This is a genomic window from Oceanobacillus sp. MO10714A (genome assembly GCF_037072045.1).
In the GTDB taxonomy this organism is placed as follows: domain Bacteria; phylum Bacillota; class Bacilli; order Bacillales; family Amphibacillaceae; genus Oceanobacillus; species Oceanobacillus indicireducens.
In genome coordinates this window covers 28684-46531 of sequence record NZ_JAXHDC010000016.1, presented here as the reverse complement: position 1 = coordinate 46531, position 17848 = coordinate 28684, and the positions used below count along the sequence as shown (strand labels likewise).

Genomic DNA, 17848 nt, shown 5'->3' with positions numbered 1-17848 from the left:
CTTATAAACTCCAATATTGGAATCCTTTGGCTTCACATTCTTTTCTATCTAAGACGCTCTTAATATCGATGAATACTTTCTTATCGTTTCGATATAACTTATCGAGCTCTTCAAGCGTGAAATCCTCAAGAATTTCTTTATGTGGAACAGCTAAAACAATACAATCTACATTCTTAATACCTTCTTTATCAGATAGACGGACATTAAATACGTTGTAAACTTCTTCTGGATCTGCATGAGGATCGTAGACAATTGGGTCTATGCCATATTCCCTCAATTCCTCAATCACATCGATAACCTTCGAATTCCGGACATCAGCAACATTTTCTTTGAATGCCAGCCCTAGAATGGCTACTTGTGCACCATCAATATCCTGCTTCGCTTTGATCATTTGTTTAATGACACTATTACCGATAAACTGGCCCATATCATCATTCACTTTTCTCCCGGAAAGAATAATCTGGGAATGGTAGCCAAGCTGTTCCGCTCTATAAGTGAAATAGTATGGATCAACACCGATACAGTGACCACCAACTAAGCCAGGGGTAAAGTTAAGGAAATTCCACTTCGTTCCTGCTGCTTCAAGCACAGCTTTTGAATCAATGTCCATTTTATCAAATACCATGGCAAGTTCATTCATAAAAGCAATATTGATATCTCTCTGGGAGTTTTCAATTACTTTAGCAGCTTCAGCAACTTTGATGGATTCCGCTTCGAACACCCCAGCTTCAATAATGGCGCCATAAATCGCTGAGATTTCTCTAAGTGCAACTTCATCTGAGCCAGATACAACTTTTGTGATTTTAGTTAATGTATTAACTTTATCACCTGGATTGATCCGTTCAGGTGAATACCCAACTTTAAAGTCTGTTCCATACTTCAATCCGGAGACCTCTTCTAATATAGGAATACAAATCTCTTCTGTCGTACCAGGATAGACGGTGGATTCGTAGACAACAATGGAGCCTTGCGTTAAATTTCTGCCGATTGCTTCACTTGCACCAATTATCGGTTTTAAGTTCGGTGTTTTGTCGGTATTAATGGGTGTTGGGACTGCTACAACATGAAATTTACAATCTTGCAGATCGTGTTCTTCGCTTGTAAATTGCAACGTTGTCTCCTGAACTGCTTGATCGCCCACTTCATCTGTCACATCAATCCCACTTCTATATTTAGCTAACTTATCCTTATTCAAGTCATAACCAACAACATCAAACTTTTTAGCAAATTCAACCGCTAACGGCAATCCTACATAACCTAATCCAACTACTGCAATCTTTTCTTCCTTTGCTAGCAACTTTTCATATAAATTCATGGTACTGCTACCTTTCTATAGTGAATTCAATTACTTCGAGTAGTTATATTATATGACTTTCAACAGTTGATTACAACAATATCGAAATCGAGGACAGGGACAACGGGGTCAGAGCAACTGTCCCAGTTTGGAGAGGGACAATGGGGTCAGAGTAACTGTCCCACTTTCTAGGACTGATCTTTTGCGTACCTATTCTGAAAAGGCCTGTTCGTATCCTTTAACAAACATACCCTGGTGAAAAACAGGCCGCGGAGCTACGCTAGAATTGCTACAGTGATCTCGTAAAGGTATTCCTTGAGTCGCCCAAAGCTTTTCAGGAAAGAAATTGCCCTTGAAGTCCTTAGCCTTACGCTTGCCCAGAAACTTTATAAAAGAAAAGAACGTCTTTTGTGAAAATGCTCAAATTCACAATTAGATATGCCGTGCAGTTTCCAAAACTACATCAAACTCTAGTAAATACTGAAGATCACTGTGAGTATACTGAGGTTAACAAATGAGTTAACTGGGACAGTTACTCTGACCCCAATGTCCCTCAAACTGGGACACTTGCTCTGACCCCAATGTCCCACCTTCACGTTTCATTTAACTAGGAGTTGGTTAAAATGGAACTAAGGGAGGTTTTTCACATCGGATCAATTACGGTACTAGGTGCGATCGTTATACTTACCGGGTGGTTTGCGCTCGTGGAATACGATCAATATCCTGAATCAGAATGGAAAGAAATTGTAGACCGAATTAAAGGTAGTCCTGCAGCCATAATCGCTGTTGCTCTAATGCCTGTTGGAATTGTCATCAATATGTTAGGAAACGCAATTGGCTCTTTATGGATGGTTATTATCGGGGCAACGCTCATATTTGTGCAGAGTATCATCGTCTCCCTCTTGTTCTGGAAAAGAAAACGTTGGAAAAGTATTGTGCTGCTATTTACCATGATCGTGCTAGGAGTTTTCCTATATATGCCATTATTCATGTAAATTCAGCTTGTAAAATTGGGACATGGGGTCAGAGCATTTGTCCCAAATCCGCCCAATTAAGCGCACATTGGCTCACGCGTAGCAACTGATCAATAGTCCAGTCATGAAGTATTTCGAATTATTATACAATTCCATCAAAAGTTATTGCATAATCCATCCACTTCTAGGATAATAGAATCATCGTATATGATCAGGGGGATGGATGTATGAGAAAATATCTAATACTATTGTTGTCTTTCATCTTCTTAGTTGCTTGCTCAGAAGAAACAGTAGATATTGATGATGAGGCAATTAATTATGAGGAATTACAGACTAAGATTTCCGAATTTGAACAAGAATTAAAAACAATTCAAGAAGAAATTGATTCAGTAAATGAGGAATTAAAGGAAGCAAATACTGAATTATCAAAAGTTAAAAATGCAATTGATGAAAACAATGATAAATATGAAGGGTTAGAGGAGCTTGCTGCCAACCGAGAGAACATAACAAAGGAGGTTGAAGAAGCAGAAAGTGAATTGGAATCGCTTCATGCTGAAATCAGTGAACTCGAAGAAGAACTTATTGTAAAGACAGAAGAAGATGAAGCGGAGGAAGTAGAGGTAGAAAAAACGGCAGAGACATCCGAAGAAGCTTCTAAATCTAATTCTGGAGCTACTCTATCACAGCAAAATGCAGTCGATTCTGCTAAAAGCTATTTAGATTTTACATCCTTTTCCAAGAGTGGTTTAATAGAGCAATTGAAATTTGAAGGTTTCAGTGATGAGGATGCTACTTATGCAGTCAACCAGGTTAATGTTGATTGGCGAGAACAAGCGGTAAAAATGGCGCAGGATTACTTAGACTTTTCAAGTTTCTCAAGAAGTGGCTTAATAGAACAGTTAATATTTGAAGGTTTTAGCAATGAAGACGCTACTTATGCGGTAGATGAGATAGGTTTGTAAACAACTTTCTCGGGTTGATTATTTTAGCAAATTGATAATTTAATAAATGTAAAAGGCCTGTCCGTGCCTAGTAACAGCAATAGCTGTGAAGGGTGCTGAGGGGTCTTTTTGTTTTAAATGCAGGGGGGGATGCTCTAGGTGTTGTGCGTTTTAGGGTCTGTCTATTTGATAGCATGTTCATTAATCCAAACCGCACGGCCATCTAGAGATTGCACACCCACTAATCAAAACAGCACCACCAGCCGTAAATTGCACACTACACCTTTAAGGATACTACAAAAGGTTCTGGATGGACCTTATTTGTTGCGTAACTCAACCTATTACCAATGAAATAAGAGAACTATAATAGCAAATAATATGTCATTTACTGTATAATTATAGAAACTTGCATCGAATTATATCAGAAAATATAAAATAGAAATAATATTAGGAATTATAGTTGACATTTTAAATTATTTTTTATACTATCAATTTAGAGTGCTAGACATCAATGCTTTGGCAACTGAACAAGAAAGGCAAGATTATCACCAACTAAACTAGGAATAGAAATTCATATTGAAAAATAACTTGTCACCATAGACAATTCCTTTGAGCAAAATATAACCCTAAATATTAATCATCTTAAACGAATCAAGAAATACTACTCCCAGATCCTCTCCTTATGTTATTAAAAATATACTTTTCTAGTTAAACTCCATGACAATAAATTTAAATTCGATCTTTGCTTTTACACAATCATCTCGTGCTTCATACACTCAAGCTTTAATTCTTTAAACATAGGTATCTACTTATGCCCTCCATCATGAAAACCTATTGATAGCAGATAGTAAGGGAGGTGAATCCATCTTGTTTTTACTATGGATGAAAGAAAGGAGCGTGACTCTTTAGAGATTCTAACGTAAATTCTAGAATTACAATAATATGATACGGACATGATTTGAAAGAGGAGATGAAGAAAAGATGAATATAAAGAAAAAGATAGGTCTAAATATAGCAACAGCAATAATTGGGGTCACTCTATTTGCGGGGGGTACGTTTGCATATTTTAGTGACCAGGAGGTAACGAATAATACATTTGCAGCAGGTACACTGGATTTATCTATTAGTCCAGAGGCAGTCATTAATATAGAAAATATAAAACCTGGCGATTCCATGGTAAGAGAATTTGTACTTACAAATGACGGGACTTTGAAGATAGAAAATGTCGACCTTGAAACAACTTATTCAGTAATTGATGCCGACCTTAATAATAATGATGACTTCGGAAAGCATATTCAAGTAAATTTCTTGTGGAATTGGGATAAAGAAAGCGAACCTATTTTTGAAACCACACTTTATGATTTGAAAAATATGGATCCAGACGTTGTAAAGAGAGATATCTGGGATCCATTATGGCAACAAAAAGGTGGGCTTGAACCTGGAGCTACAAATGACTTTTGGGTAGAGTTTGAGTTTATAGATAATGGGAAAGATCAAAACATATTCCAAGGGGATAGTCTTAATCTCACGTGGAAGTTTAATGCAACGCAAGGCGAAGGGGAGGACCTCTAACATTTAATATCACATATGCTTAATCACGAATGGAACCATCAATTTTATTTGGAGGATGAGAAAATGGAAAAAAATAAACGAGTCCTTTCGTCTGTTTTAGCTTTTACTATCGGTATGGGGGCATGGATGGCAGGTGGTTCATCTGTTTTCGCTGACGAATACAAAATAAATTATGATGAGGACTATGGAACACCATCCTATATTATCGAGAACTGGGAGGCTCCCCAAGAGTTGAGTAAGGAAGAAATTGTTCACGCTTACATGAAGCAGAATAGTGCCAAATTCAAATTATCCCAAAGCGATGCAACGGAAAGCTTTGAGATCGTAGAGGAAACAGCTGATGAAAACACAGGCACCCACCATTTTAAACTTGAACAGGTTTATGAGGGGATACCCGTATTCTTAGGTGGCCAGACAATAGCGTTAGATGAAAATAATAATGTTACTTCCTATTTTGGTAAAGTAGTTCCTGGTTTAGACGGAGAAAATATAAATACAGATTCTACTATCTCAGAGGAAGATGCAATAGAGCTGGCGAAAAATGCGATTGATGAGGAAATAGGAACAGTAACTAAATATGACAGTGAACCGGGTGTTGAACAATATATCTATGAACATAACGGAGAATTCTATAACACTTACCTTGTGACAGCCTCTACCTCAGAACCTGAAATTGGGTTTTGGCATTATTTTATCGATGCTACGAATGGTGAGGTCATAGATAGTTATAATGCAGCCCATAATGTAACGGCTTTTGGAGTCGGAGTATTCGGCGAAAGACAGATGTTTAAAGCATCGTTACTGGATGGTTTATATGGTCTTCATGACCAAACAAGAGGCAATGGGGTATTAACTTTTGACAATAATGATAACGATGCACTAGTAACAAGTGTTAGTAAGATGTTTAGTGATGGAGCAGCTGTTGATGCTCATGCAAACGCACAGAAGACCTATGATTACTATTTAGATACGTTTGGTAGAGATTCGGTAGATGATAAGGGACAACAATTACTTTCCAGAGTCCACTACGGAACAAATTGGAATAATGCATCATGGAATGGCACCTACATGTCTTATGGTGATGGAGATGGCATCCGTTTCAACAATCTGGCTGGTGGATTAGATGTTGCAGCACATGAAATGACCCATGGCGTAATCCAACACTCTGCAAACTTAATATATAGAGATGAATCCGGAGCATTAAATGAATCAATTTCTGATATATTTGGTGCCATGGTTGATCGGGATGACTGGATCATTGGTGAGGATATAATGGCCGATGGCACATTAGGATTACGTTCGTTGGAAGACCCAGCTGTTCTGATTGAAAATAGAACGCAAGCTCCTTATCCAGATCATTGGAGTAAGAGATATGAGGGACCATTAGATAATGGTGGCGTTCATATCAACAGTAGTATCAATAATAAAGCTGCATACCTTGTATCTGAGGGTGGAGAGCATTACGGTGTAGCGGTTGAAGGTGTTGGACGGGAAGCAACAGAACAAATTTTGTACCGTGCATTAACACTTTATTTAACACGTAGCTCTGACTTTTCGATGATGAGAGAAGCAGCAATTCAATCTGCAACAGACTTATATGGAAGTAACTCTGCAGCCGTGGACGCAGTTGAACAAGCATATAATGCAGTTGGTGTGTACTAAAATATAAAGTGAAACTCATTAAGTGGGGGTTTTCATACCTCCCCACTGAATGTTAGTTGAACAGAGATTTACGGGCTGTATATCCCCCCCCTTTAACATTTTGGTTTTCCCTCTTGTTTGGAGGTGGGGTATTACAGACCGTTAATACGTGATAAACTTGAAAATCTCCCATTCTAATTTATAGAAAGAAAATACGGTGGGGCAGCGGGCTAGTAAGTTCGGTGTCATGTAGAACAAAAAATGGAAACGAGTAGAGGGTTTTTTATTTCCGCCCGCTGTACCTCTTCTTTTCAACAAACATATTTTTTATCTCTCCTTTCATCATAACTATATCAATACATATTAGGAAAAATATAATGCGATTTACTTATAGAATGACCAACTTTAAAGTGGCAGGGGGTAATGTGGTGCATATCAAAAAGGAAATAGTAAGTAGTCTGATTCTTGCGTTTTTAGGATTAGGTTTGATTGTAGGGGGTACCAATGCCTATTTTAGCGATACAAAAGAAACTGCGAACACCTTTGAACTTGGATTAATGAATCTTGGGATAAATAAAGAATCTATTATTCAATTGGATGATTTTATTCCTGGAGATACGGTCCAAGGTGATTTTGAACTTACGAATGATGGTTCTGTAGATATGCAAGAAGTCGTTCTACATTCTTCTTATGAACTTATAGATAAAGGGCAAAACAACAATGGCGATGACCTTGGAAATCACATAAATGTAGAATTTCTCCATCATGAAAGTGTTTTATTTGAAAAGACACTTTCCGAATTGAATGGCAATACTATAAAAATATTAAATGAATTCACTGCAGGTAGTAAAGCGGAAAAGTTTATAGTTCGCTTTCATTTTATCGATAACGGTGAAAATCAAAATCACTTCCAAGAAGATATATTAAACCTGAAATGGGGATTTGAAGCCGTCCAACGAGATGGTAAGTCAAGTAATCAGTAAAGGGGGGATAGCCTATTTATTCGTGCTTCATCATCTAAGGTTGAAGGGGGAACAACTAATTGATGAAATATCGTATTAACAAAATGAAAAAACGAACCTTATCTTGGTTTCTAATAAAAACATCGTTTATCTGTTATTTGTTCATTCTTGCTATAGGAGCCTTTACTTCCAACACTGTTGCTTATCTATCTGAATATACGGAAATGAAAGGTTCATTAAAGGTAGGGGTTTGGGAGGAAAAAGATGCCGTATTAGATGAAAATGAAAAAGATACCTCCAAAAATGAAATAGATACCTCAGAAAATGAAACAGATACCTCAGAAAATGAAACAGAAGGAGAAGACATAGAAGAGAATAGGAGCGAATGAAATTATGGTTAAATCACTATTTAAATGGATGTATCGGATCTTTTCAGGGGTACTTATTGTTCTTCTGATTGGCGTGGGATTTATTGTACTTTCAACAAAACTTTCTAGTGGGGATCCTGAAGTCTTTGGTTATCAGTTGAAGACAGTTCTTTCCGGATCAATGGAGCCAGAGATAAAAACAGGGTCTATTATTGCAGTGCGATCTGTAGAAGATGAGAATCATGACTTTGCTATAGGAGATATTATCACGTTTATGGAGAATAATAACATGCTTGTTACACATAGAATTACGGACGTCAACGAAACAAAAAGTGGTGTTCTCTATACAACGAAAGGTGATAATAATAATGCAGAAGACAGCAACCCTGTACTTGCAGAGAATGTAGTTGGAGAATATACCGGTTTTACCCTTCCAATGATTGGTTATTTGATCCAATTCCTACAATCACCAAATGGAATTATTCTATTTTTAATTGTTCCCGGATTTTTGATGATCTGCTATTCGACGTTTAATATTTGGCGAGTACTGAGTAAGGTTGAGAAGGAAATGAACTAGGTACAGCGTGAAGAAATGAAGGGATAGTAGTCTACTTACTATCTCTTTTTATTTATCTAAAATTACATCGTTGAATGCAGTTACTAAGCCTACTTCAAATCCGGGAAAATGTCTAAGTTCATAGAGAAACCGCTGGAGTTAACAAAAGAAATCCCGAAGTTCAAAGTAGATTCGCCGAAGTTCACAATTAAAATGCCGAAATTCACAACTAAACTGGGACAGTTGCTCTGACCCCAATGTCCCACCAACCCCAATATCCCTCCACAAAAAATTCGACTCGTACACCCCCAATTTCTACCGCCAATCGATTATAGAGTTGAAAGGGAGGTGAGGCACATGGCAGTACAAGATTTAACACAGTCCACGCTGCAGCTTGTTTTTCTGACAGGGGTTGATCCGGAATCGGGGAATTCCACCTACAAGAATAAGAACTTCAACAATGTGAAGCCGGACGCCACCGCAGATCAGTTATACGAGATCGCTATCGCATTCGAAGGCTTGCAGCAGCACTCGCTCACGCTGATCAACCGTCGTGACAGCTCCGAAATTCGTGAAGACTAAGCAGCGGTAAGTCGCGTAGTACTAACGAAGCAATGAACAGAAGAAAGGAGGGGGACCATGAAAAAGTTACAATTGCAGTTTGAAAACCAAGAAGGGAAAGTCGTCACGTATACACTCGATGACCCGGTCGAGCCGATCGATCACGAGGCAGTAAACGAAGCAATGGACACCATTATTGAACAGAACGCCTTCAACTCCAGTGGCGGTGACTTAGTTGCGAAACGAAGCGCCTGCATCGTTGAACAGATAACAGAAGATATCGAGATTTACTAAAATCTTAAACCAGAGGCCCCAATTGTTAAATAGGACGATTGGGGCCTCGTGCTATATCAAAAAAGGTGAATCATTCGCTTTCAAGAAGGAGGGATTAGACATGGATGCTTGGTATTCGTTTATCGCGGAGGTTGGCTTTCCGATAGCGGTGACTTTTTATTTGCTCTACCGGATTGAAGGCAAGCTCAACCTGCTCATCGATTCCATTCATCAGCTGCCGGATAAGATGAAATGAAAGCGTGAGAATGAAGAGGAAAAGAATGTAATATAATAGCAACCCTTCTCGTCTAAGATGAGAGGGGTTGTTTGCGGTATTCGGTCAATTCGATTTACAAAATAACGAAAAAAGCGAACGACTAGGAGCAAGCAACATAAGTGTTCTGGATTAGTAAAGTTCTTATGTAATGAAATATGAGTATGATAGTCTGAGTCTTAAGGTCTGAATTTATTAAAAGTTCAAATTTCCCCTTTCGATTTTCGTTTATTCTCATTATACTTGTTGCAAGGGCTGAATACTTTGATCGCTGAACAGGGGATATTGGAGGCTGGATTGTGAAGTATTATAGATATTTGTTTTTATTCCTCTTCATCATACTGTTAGGAGGCTGCCAAATGACTAATGAGGAACAAACGAAAAAACCATCCGAAATGAATTCGGATGAACTGCCGGATGGCGCAGCTTTTGAGGATGAATTTACGCGCGGATTCCTGCAATCGACGGAAGAAACGAGACCTGGTTATTATCCATTTTTATCCGGGACGGGAAAGTATGAGATGGACTTTCCGATAAACGCAACGATTGATCCTCATGGTTATGCGCTTAAGGATAAAGAGGAGGAAGGTTTGTTTATTGGAGTGGACGCTGGTAAGATGAAGAGTTCCATTAGATTAAACTTTAGCTCCCTGCATGAAAAGGGGCGGGAAGACACGACCCTAGGTATGATTAATCAACAATTTAATGACGAACTTTTATTTGATGAGTTTACTTCTGGCGATAGCACCTTATATCTTTCTTATTTTGAAGAAGATGAAACATATTTTGGTTATGCTGGTTTTTTACAAAATGAATCAGATGATGGAGGGATAAGCATTCTATATGAGTCAGAATGTATTGTTAGTAAAGAAGAATGTACGGAAATAATAGCTAAAGGTAAAGATGTGATGAAACAGCAAATAGAGTCGATTCATTTCACTGAACAATCAAAGGAAAGCGAATGAGTAATTGATGAGTGGAAATATGATATCTACTAATGAAATGAGATTACGACTGATTGATTTGGAATATAAGGATCTTACGGAACAAGAATGTGAAAGTAAAGTAAATATATGGAAGAGTATGGGATTACTCAAAGGACTCAAGATATGAAAGATATCAACTATAGGCGATATTGGAGGCTAGATTGTGAAGTATTATAGATATTTGCTTTTATTCCTCTTCATCATACTGTTAGGAGGCTGCCAAATGACTAATGAGGAACAAACGAAAAAACCATCCGAAATGAATTCGGATGAACTGCCGGATGGCGCAGCTTTTGAGGATGAATTTACGCGCGGATTCCTGCAATCAACGGAAGAAACGAGACCTGGGTATTATCCATTTTTATCCGGGACGGGGAAGTATGAGATGGACTTTCCGATTGGAGGGATTATTGGTGAAATTGGTTATTCAAAAGAAAATGAAAGATTTGAAAGTTTTATAATAGGTGTTGATCATTCTGATTTCGAGTCCTCTATTGATTTTAAATACATGCCAGACGAAAAAGGAAATGAGCAGCTAATTTTAGAAACACTAAGCACAAGTATTGATAAAAAGCTGGATTTTGAAAACCTGGAATTAGAAGGTAGGACTTTATATTTCGCTCCGTTTAAATTAGAAAATGATGACTTTGGCTATGTAGCTTATATTCAAAATGCTACGGATACAGGTGGTATTCATATTTTTTATCAATCGGATTGTATCGCAGAAGAAGCCAAGTGCTCTCGTCTTAGGGAAGAGGAGAACTCAAATATCATCGATTGGCTAAAAACAATTGAATTCATAAATGAAAGCGAATGAGAGATATGGCAGAAAAAATTGTTATAAGTGAAGAATTTCGTCTTAGACTTATAGACTTAGGGTATAAAAACTTATCAGATGAGGAAATGACTGATCGAATTCGCCAATTTTACATTGAGGAATATGGAGAGGATCTAAAGGCTGAAGTACAAATATATAATTCGTCGGAGGCTAAATCTCTAGATGGAGAGTCAGGGTACGATGGGACAGCAATTTATTTTCATTCAGATGAAAATGATGTGAATGAGATTTATGTCATTTCACAAGGAACGCAAGGATTAAAGGATTGGGATTACAATTTCAAATCTATGTTTGCTGGAATAGATTATTCACAGGCATTAGACACACATAAGTTTACGGAAGAAGTTATTAATGAATTTGGGATAGATCAAGAAAACAAACCTATCCCTATTATTGGATTATCGCATTCATTGGCCCACAATAATAATACTACCGCCTATTTATCATATGAAACATTTGATAAAATTTACAGTGTAAATGGCGCACAAACTAATTATTATCAGCTGTATCGAGCCGATAATGATTTCATGATTAATGTAAATGAACATTTTTCGCTATCTAAAACCAACCCCGATGCCATCTACAACCTAGACCCATCCCAACTCGAAGCGTTCGCAAAAGACTATTACAAAGACAAAGCAGACAACATCCATCAGATTATCTCACTCGACGATCCCCTCTATGCCGTGAGCGGAGCGCGTGGATTTTTTATGCTAGGTGAGGTGGAATATTTGGATACCAATCCAGATTACCCCGGTCTGCGTTCGATCATGGATGATATTCCAGACCACATTGTTCAGGATTTTCAAGAGTTAGCGATTCAATACACGTTGGCCTCCAGAGAGGGAGGGCTGAACGGGGCAATTTACGATATTCTTGGCGTGGATATGAGCCTCCTTGAGGATATCGACGGGGCTGGAAGTGTCGCTAAGTTGTATGTCACCAAGCAAGATGAACTGGATACGATGATTCGGAATTTGAACGATAACGTCCCAGCATTACTCGCGAACATCCAAACGATTACAAGCAATGCAGATGTTATTTTCGGTCGATTCGAGGAAGCAGGATATATCACTGGGAAGCAAAGAGAATTGCTTGTTACGGAAATAACGAAGATCGAGAACGAACTGATCGGGATCCAACAAGCGATTGCAAGTAACGTAAGCGTTCGAGATAGAGGTGATTTTTTTGCGCAAATAGGTGGAGATATTGGAGCATTTTTAAAAATCAAAGGGCATTTAGATGTAATTCAAGAAAGTTTAGGGACTTTAAATCAAGAAGATCTTCTTGAAATTTTGAATGAAATTGGAGAAAGTCATAGTATTCAAGAAATGTTAGAATCCCTATCAGGAGGAAAAAAATCATATCTTGGACCAGATATGGTGCTTACAGCAAGCATAGGTAATAAGGAAATTAGAGTGAATCTATCCGCCGCCCTTCAGCTGTACCAACAAGGAACAGGCATATTGGAAGAAAAGGAAGCTGAAATAGCGCGATTTTCCAAGGCGATTGAAATGGAAATCATAGCTGGTTACAAGGATGAAAGAAGAAAGGTTCTCCAGAAGATAAATGAGATGGAAGGAAGTCCGCAATCGTACCATTATCTACTCGCCAAGCATGGGCAATACCCGACTTTTACGAAAAAAGTCACGAGCATCCGAGTCCACGAGGTGTTTTATCCACTCGAGCAAGCGGATCTCGGTCAAGAAATACACATATTAAGAGAATCGGTAGAAGAAGCCCGTTTACAAATCGAAGGCTATCGCAAAGCAATTGAATCTTTGTTTGAAGAGGATGAACGTATTAGTAAACAGTTTGATCTCATAAGGGGTGTATAAAATGGAAGCAACGCATTCAATCACTGTTACGGAAGAATTACTTCCAAGGGAAGACTTTTCTTATAAAAAAGATGCGCTACGAAAGCATCTCGATCAGATGGAAAAAAGTGACACAGAATTCTTCACGCTCGTTCATAAGATTTTCATTGATGAAGGACAAAAGGGAGAAATCGTCGATGAGATGGTTCAAAAAACAAAAAGATTAGAAGTTCGAAATAGAAACCTGCTGTCGGACACTCACTTTAAAATTGGGCAGGTCGTTAACCGATTCAATGAGCAAGTAGATGAAATGAAACAACAGCAAGCTACGATAACCTATGAAAATATGTTCGCAATGAAGTAACTGGGAAAGGAGCGAACGAATAAGGCGCGAACAGCGCAGCCGATGCTGTTTGCTAGGACTAGACGGATTATCCATATCATGCAGCAATTTCATTCGATTAATGACGAACTTTTATGATGAAGCTTCTATATATGTTGAATTTAAGTTTTATACATCATTAAATACGCTGTTCTTTTTGCTGAGATGAACGCAGGATTCGCACGTTAGTGGGGATTAGCGCACGTAACCGTAAAACTTGCACGCCACCCGGGCATTGCCCCCTTCACCGTATAACCTATGTCCCATCCCAAAATAATCTCACCCGCACACCCCCGCAGATCAGTTATACGAGATCGCCGTCGTATTCGAAGGCTTGTAGCAGCACTCGCTCACGCTGATCAACCGTCGTGACAGCTCCGAAATTCGTGAAGACTAAGCAGCACGTAGCATAGTACTCACGAAGCATTTAACAGGAGGAGGGGACCATAAAAAGGTTACAATTGCAATTTGAAAACCAAGAAGGGAAAGTCGTCACGTATACACTCGATGACCCGGTCGAGCCGATTAATCACGAGGCAGTAAACGAAGCAATGGATACGATCATTGCCCAGAACGCCTTCAACTCCAGTGGCGGTGACTTAGTTGCGAAACGAAGCGCCTGCATCGTTGAACAGATAACAGAAGATATCGAGATTTACTAAAATCTTAAACCAGAGGCCCCAATTGTTAAATAGGACGATTGGGGCCTCGTGCTATATCAAAAAAGGTGAATCATTCGCTTTCAAGAAGGAGAGATTAGTCATGGATGCGTGGCATTCGTTTATCGCGGAAGTTGGCTTCCCTCATGCTTAGAAGCGGGGGTATTACAGACCGTTAATACGTGATAAAAAATATTCCCAAGCCGAAACTTTCACTTGGATAATATCGTATTAAGGATTAGTATGAAATGACAAAGAATAGTAAAATGGAATTCTGTAACTGTGAAAAAAACCACCCTTTGAATAAAAATTGTCTCGAATACTACCAGCAACACAAGCTAGGTTATAAAATGACATATTACTATTATTTAGCACCCTGTCAGAAAATGAGACTAGGGAATGGAATACGATATTCAACGGAGACGGATGAAAGGATTCTATTACTGCCAGCGGGGCATTTACTTACGATAAAGAAAGAACCAACTTTTATTTAAAACGGAGGTCAACTACCTTGAACTGTTGTTGTGATAGTGGAATAACAAATGATTTAAAAATCGAAGGAGATGTTGGGGCAGACCCGATTTGGTGTAATCGGTGCGGTTGCAATCTTGATATAGAAGACGTTCCCGTTTCCAATGAATTAGCAGAGGAATTGTCGGATTGGGCAAAGAGCTATGGGACATGGATAGATTGGGAACAAGATAAATTGCTTCCCCACGGCAACCAACTGGAAAAAGAGTTTAATCAAAGAGGATATTTTTTAACAGGAAAAGTGAAACAAGAATTCAGTAGAAACTATAAAATAACATTCATACCATCCGCGAGTGCAGGAATTTATAGTCATCATGAAAAATAATCTTGAGAGATAAGGGAGGACGGAGAAATGCATTTAAATAAATACATCCAAACGAACTTCCCAAGCCTAACTCTAAAACCAAATCTCACCTCCCAATGGAATTCAAGTATTCATCTCGAACTAGCCAAAGGATTCTGTCCATTTAAAGAGGAGAGTGATGAGCTGAATCCTGATTATTTTCATACCGTCTATCATCAAGCTATCTCCCTATTTCATGATCTATTCTCAGCCGATGAGGAAATTATATTGGTAACGAACAGCTACCGGTATAAAAATGATAGAAAAAAGAACAGAAGGAAGCTCGGAGTATATCTTCACTATATTAAAAGTAAAGCCATCCGTTTGCGTTTAACGCAAGCAACCTTACCTTATATGTTTGAGGATGACGAAGAGAAGGAAGAGAAGTGCACATCTCAATTCTCCTTACGATGTCGTAAGCAAGATATTCAGTATTCAACTTTAATAAAAGCAATTTGCAACCAGGATTTCCCGCCAGTGAAGCCAAGAATACATCATCCATTTAACTTGGATGCTCCGGATATATTTTTTATTAATACGACGAGAAATATTATATTTTACATTTATGATGATAGAGGGTGTGAGGTGATTGCGAAGAATAGTGAAGCGATTCGCCCTATCTACGAAAAATATGCAGACTAGATGGATGAAAGTTATCGGGAAGAGATCAATCAACACTTTACGTGAAGATTGAATAGGAAGCCCTCGTTCACGTAAGATAAGATTACCATTTTAAATAGAACATAAAGTTATTGAAAAAAGAAGGGGAACCAAAGTTATGCCAGAATCTAATGATGATTCATTTCGTAATATGAATAAAAAAGAAAAAATAGTTACAGTCGTAGGAATCGCGCTTCTTATTATCGTGGCGGTGGGTTTTGTGTTTGGGATTTATTTCTTCGGTCTTGCAGGCGTTTTTAAAGTGCTTGGTGTTCAGTATGATTCAAACTGGTCATTAGTTATTTTTGTTTTCAATTTGTTTGCGATCGGCCTTATTTTCGAATTGTTTACCAACGTAATATTCAAATTGTCCGTCCGAAATATGACAGGAAAAGCAAAAGTGCTTGTTATCCGATTTTTGATCGAGAGCACATCGAATTGGCTCGTCCTCTTCACTGTGGATGAGTTTATGAGCAGTATCACGCTATCTCTTAAAACAGAGATTATAATTGCAATCTTTATTGCCTTGTTCGAAATTGTATTGGAAGATAAAGATGAAGAAGATGAGGAAGAAACAATTAAAAATACCGAGGATTAAATTAAAAACACAAAGGGGAATTACATATGATGGGTTTGCTTAATGTTGCGAGTTTTGTTTTTGGACTCACTGCTTGGATCCTTCCTGCAATGAATCTAATGAGGTATAGAAGTAATGGCAATAAGAATTGGATCACGCTTTCCATGCTTAGTTTGAGTGCTTGTGCTATTTCGCTATGTCTCCAGATGTTTTACACCTATCATCTGGTGAGAATCGAGGACTGGACTGCGCTGATGGATACAGCAGGGGCGGTAGTTTTTGCTGCCACGGTTCTGCTTGTTGTTACCATTCTATTAAATGCAATTACGCTGTTCGTATTCCGTGATAAAACAGCGAAGTAGGGAAATGAAGAATATATTATGTTGAGGAGCAACGTAACTTGCAGTATTTTAAATTTCTAATTCAAGAGTCTATATTATTTGGGTTGATTATAATAGTGAATTACTTTTACGATATTAACTTTGGCCCACCTTTCACAAAGACAGACATAATAGCGAGCATCATATGCTTGCCTATTCTTGGCTATTTATTATTTTTGCTCTTTACGTTATTTAAACGTTTCGATAATATAGCAATAAAAAATAAAATCATACTTTCTATCCCAAATTTTATTATAACGGCATTTATTATTGGAATTATATTCTCGACTGTTGGTATAAAGTGACGGCAACTTATGATATGCTTCTAATTTTAAAAGGTAAGAGAGGAAACCAGCTATGACCCAATATATATACCTTGCTTCACCTATCAGATTACCAAAAGGTTCGTTTGGACAGTCACCTTTGTCTCCTGAACAACCGAATGTCTTTACCAGTGAGTTAGATTTCGCCCATTTATATTTTGAAAACAATTATGATAGTGAATTAAAACAGCGATTCTCATACAGTCCGCATTTTTCATTCAAGCATCAAGTAGCGGCAGATGCTCGTGACATCCCATTGAAACTTCAACTACAAGGGACTGCAGAGGAAGCGAAATGTTTAAGCATCCTGCATGCTTATATAGAAGAAGCCCTCCAAGCAAGCGGAGTTGTAGAGTATTTCACTAGTTTGAATGGAAAAGAGGACTCATCCATTGCTAAAAAGCGCTACATCCGCTGGTCGGATATAAAAGACCCTTATGATTTAGTCATAGATGACCTTGAGTTTTGGGAGATCACTTTATCATAATTCAACTTTCGCACTGATAAGCTTCATAAAATTGCTCTACATGACTGTACCGAGAAGACTTTAAAAATGGGACTCCTCTATTCACTCGAACGAACTGGAATCTGCTTCATTCGATCGATTAGAACCTTTCTATTCATTCGAACGAACTGGAATCTACTTCATTCGATTGATTAGAGCCCCCCTATTCACTCGAATGAACTGGAATCTGCTTCATTCGATCGATTTGAACTCTGCTATTCACTCGAACGAACTGGAATCTACTTCATTCGATTGATTAGAGCCCCGCAATTCACTCGAATGTCTGGAATCACCTTCAAACGAGTCATTAGAACCCTATTGAGGTATTGGGATTGTATCCATAACTATAATGAATTGCTGGTTTCACTAATTATACGAGAGAGTAGTTTACTGTTTCAGCTGCGAAAGTTGAAATAATAATATTTCGATTC

Annotated in this window: 21 protein-coding genes; 20 read left to right on the top strand and 1 reads right to left on the bottom strand. The window is 38.2% G+C overall.

The window, feature by feature from the left end; genetic code table 11:
• Nucleotide 1: 1 nt before the first annotated feature.
• Complete coding sequence (locus SPD53_RS10390) at nt 2-1315, bottom strand: nucleotide sugar dehydrogenase (protein WP_156854377.1); 1314 nt, start codon at nt 1313-1315, stop codon at nt 2-4.
• A 602-nt stretch (nt 1316-1917) separates the two neighbouring features.
• Between SPD53_RS10390 and SPD53_RS10385 the strand changes: the two genes are divergently transcribed.
• The 20 genes from SPD53_RS10385 (at nt 1918) to SPD53_RS10290 (ending at nt 17399) form a co-directional block, all read left to right on the top strand.
• Nucleotides 1918-2289, top strand: a complete 372-nt coding sequence (locus SPD53_RS10385) for a hypothetical protein (RefSeq protein WP_156854379.1) — start codon at nt 1918-1920, stop codon at nt 2287-2289.
• Nucleotides 2290-2495: 206 nt separating this feature from the next.
• Complete coding sequence (locus tag SPD53_RS10380) at nt 2496-3230, top strand: Ltp family lipoprotein (protein ID WP_336252517.1); 735 nt, start codon at nt 2496-2498, stop codon at nt 3228-3230.
• A gap of 960 nt (nt 3231-4190) precedes the next feature.
• Complete coding sequence (locus SPD53_RS10375; RefSeq protein WP_336252516.1) at nt 4191-4781, top strand: CalY family protein; 591 nt, start codon at nt 4191-4193, stop codon at nt 4779-4781.
• Nucleotides 4782-4844: 63 nt separating this feature from the next.
• Nucleotides 4845-6443, top strand: a complete 1599-nt coding sequence (locus SPD53_RS10370) for a M4 family metallopeptidase (RefSeq protein ID WP_336252515.1) — start codon at nt 4845-4847, stop codon at nt 6441-6443.
• Nucleotides 6444-6850: 407 nt separating this feature from the next.
• Nucleotides 6851-7405: a TasA family protein gene (locus tag SPD53_RS10365; protein ID WP_336252514.1), complete on the top strand. Its 555-nt coding sequence runs from the start codon at nt 6851-6853 to the stop codon at nt 7403-7405.
• Nucleotides 7406-7464: 59 nt separating this feature from the next.
• The gene (locus SPD53_RS10360) at nt 7465-7773 is read left to right on the top strand and encodes a hypothetical protein (RefSeq protein ID WP_336252513.1); all 309 of its coding nucleotides are present in this window, start codon (nt 7465-7467) and stop codon (nt 7771-7773) included.
• Nucleotides 7774-7777: 4 nt separating this feature from the next.
• The gene (gene sipW, locus SPD53_RS10355) at nt 7778-8329 is read left to right on the top strand and encodes a signal peptidase I SipW (RefSeq protein WP_336252512.1); all 552 of its coding nucleotides are present in this window, start codon (nt 7778-7780) and stop codon (nt 8327-8329) included.
• A 336-nt stretch (nt 8330-8665) separates the two neighbouring features.
• On the top strand, nt 8666-8890 hold the full coding sequence (locus SPD53_RS10350) for a DUF1659 domain-containing protein (RefSeq protein ID WP_336252511.1): 225 nt from the start codon (nt 8666-8668) through the stop codon (nt 8888-8890).
• Between the two features lie 57 nt (nt 8891-8947).
• Complete coding sequence (locus tag SPD53_RS10345) at nt 8948-9163, top strand: DUF2922 domain-containing protein (protein WP_336252510.1); 216 nt, start codon at nt 8948-8950, stop codon at nt 9161-9163.
• A 100-nt stretch (nt 9164-9263) separates the two neighbouring features.
• Nucleotides 9264-9398, top strand: coding sequence for a YvrJ family protein (locus SPD53_RS10340; protein ID WP_336252509.1), 135 nt, complete (start codon nt 9264-9266; stop codon nt 9396-9398).
• Nucleotides 9399-9775: 377 nt separating this feature from the next.
• Nucleotides 9776-10381: a hypothetical protein gene (locus tag SPD53_RS10335; protein WP_336252508.1), complete on the top strand. Its 606-nt coding sequence runs from the start codon at nt 9776-9778 to the stop codon at nt 10379-10381.
• A 244-nt stretch (nt 10382-10625) separates the two neighbouring features.
• Complete coding sequence (locus SPD53_RS10330) at nt 10626-11219, top strand: hypothetical protein (protein WP_336252507.1); 594 nt, start codon at nt 10626-10628, stop codon at nt 11217-11219.
• Nucleotides 11220-11224: 5 nt separating this feature from the next.
• Nucleotides 11225-13078: a DUF6792 domain-containing protein gene (locus SPD53_RS10325; RefSeq protein WP_336252506.1), complete on the top strand. Its 1854-nt coding sequence runs from the start codon at nt 11225-11227 to the stop codon at nt 13076-13078.
• Nucleotide 13079: 1 nt separating this feature from the next.
• A complete protein-coding gene (locus tag SPD53_RS10320; protein WP_336252505.1) occupies nt 13080-13421 on the top strand; it encodes a hypothetical protein in 342 nt (113 codons plus the stop codon).
• 464 nt (nt 13422-13885) lie between these two features.
• Complete coding sequence (locus tag SPD53_RS10315) at nt 13886-14101, top strand: DUF2922 domain-containing protein (RefSeq protein ID WP_336252526.1); 216 nt, start codon at nt 13886-13888, stop codon at nt 14099-14101.
• 508 nt (nt 14102-14609) lie between these two features.
• The gene (locus SPD53_RS10310) at nt 14610-14954 is read left to right on the top strand and encodes a hypothetical protein (RefSeq protein ID WP_336252504.1); all 345 of its coding nucleotides are present in this window, start codon (nt 14610-14612) and stop codon (nt 14952-14954) included.
• A gap of 27 nt (nt 14955-14981) precedes the next feature.
• Nucleotides 14982-15614, top strand: coding sequence for a DUF3885 domain-containing protein (locus SPD53_RS10305; RefSeq protein ID WP_336252503.1), 633 nt, complete (start codon nt 14982-14984; stop codon nt 15612-15614).
• 136 nt (nt 15615-15750) lie between these two features.
• Complete coding sequence (locus SPD53_RS10300; protein ID WP_188859477.1) at nt 15751-16230, top strand: YrvL family regulatory protein; 480 nt, start codon at nt 15751-15753, stop codon at nt 16228-16230.
• A 26-nt stretch (nt 16231-16256) separates the two neighbouring features.
• Entirely contained in the window at nt 16257-16571 is a 315-nt protein-coding gene (locus SPD53_RS10295) for a hypothetical protein (RefSeq protein ID WP_336252502.1), read from the top strand.
• Between the two features lie 375 nt (nt 16572-16946).
• Complete coding sequence (locus SPD53_RS10290) at nt 16947-17399, top strand: hypothetical protein (RefSeq protein ID WP_336252501.1); 453 nt, start codon at nt 16947-16949, stop codon at nt 17397-17399.
• Nucleotides 17400-17848: the final 449 nt, after the last annotated feature.

Coding starts and splice junctions, on each gene's coding strand:
- SPD53_RS10390 (WP_156854377.1), bottom strand. CDS start 1,315: ATGAATTTATATGAAAAGTTGCTAGCAAAGGAAGAAAAGATTGCAGTA.
- SPD53_RS10385 (WP_156854379.1), top strand. CDS start 1,918: ATGGAACTAAGGGAGGTTTTTCACATCGGATCAATTACGGTACTAGGT.
- SPD53_RS10380 (WP_336252517.1), top strand. CDS start 2,496: ATGAGAAAATATCTAATACTATTGTTGTCTTTCATCTTCTTAGTTGCT.
- SPD53_RS10375 (WP_336252516.1), top strand. CDS start 4,191: ATGAATATAAAGAAAAAGATAGGTCTAAATATAGCAACAGCAATAATT.
- SPD53_RS10370 (WP_336252515.1), top strand. CDS start 4,845: ATGGAAAAAAATAAACGAGTCCTTTCGTCTGTTTTAGCTTTTACTATC.
- sipW (WP_336252512.1), top strand. CDS start 7,778: ATGGTTAAATCACTATTTAAATGGATGTATCGGATCTTTTCAGGGGTA.
- SPD53_RS10350 (WP_336252511.1), top strand. CDS start 8,666: ATGGCAGTACAAGATTTAACACAGTCCACGCTGCAGCTTGTTTTTCTG.
- SPD53_RS10345 (WP_336252510.1), top strand. CDS start 8,948: ATGAAAAAGTTACAATTGCAGTTTGAAAACCAAGAAGGGAAAGTCGTC.
- SPD53_RS10340 (WP_336252509.1), top strand. CDS start 9,264: ATGGATGCTTGGTATTCGTTTATCGCGGAGGTTGGCTTTCCGATAGCG.
- SPD53_RS10335 (WP_336252508.1), top strand. CDS start 9,776: ATGACTAATGAGGAACAAACGAAAAAACCATCCGAAATGAATTCGGAT.
- SPD53_RS10330 (WP_336252507.1), top strand. CDS start 10,626: ATGACTAATGAGGAACAAACGAAAAAACCATCCGAAATGAATTCGGAT.
- SPD53_RS10325 (WP_336252506.1), top strand. CDS start 11,225: ATGGCAGAAAAAATTGTTATAAGTGAAGAATTTCGTCTTAGACTTATA.
- SPD53_RS10320 (WP_336252505.1), top strand. CDS start 13,080: ATGGAAGCAACGCATTCAATCACTGTTACGGAAGAATTACTTCCAAGG.
- SPD53_RS10305 (WP_336252503.1), top strand. CDS start 14,982: ATGCATTTAAATAAATACATCCAAACGAACTTCCCAAGCCTAACTCTA.
- SPD53_RS10300 (WP_188859477.1), top strand. CDS start 15,751: ATGCCAGAATCTAATGATGATTCATTTCGTAATATGAATAAAAAAGAA.
- SPD53_RS10295 (WP_336252502.1), top strand. CDS start 16,257: ATGATGGGTTTGCTTAATGTTGCGAGTTTTGTTTTTGGACTCACTGCT.
- SPD53_RS10290 (WP_336252501.1), top strand. CDS start 16,947: ATGACCCAATATATATACCTTGCTTCACCTATCAGATTACCAAAAGGT.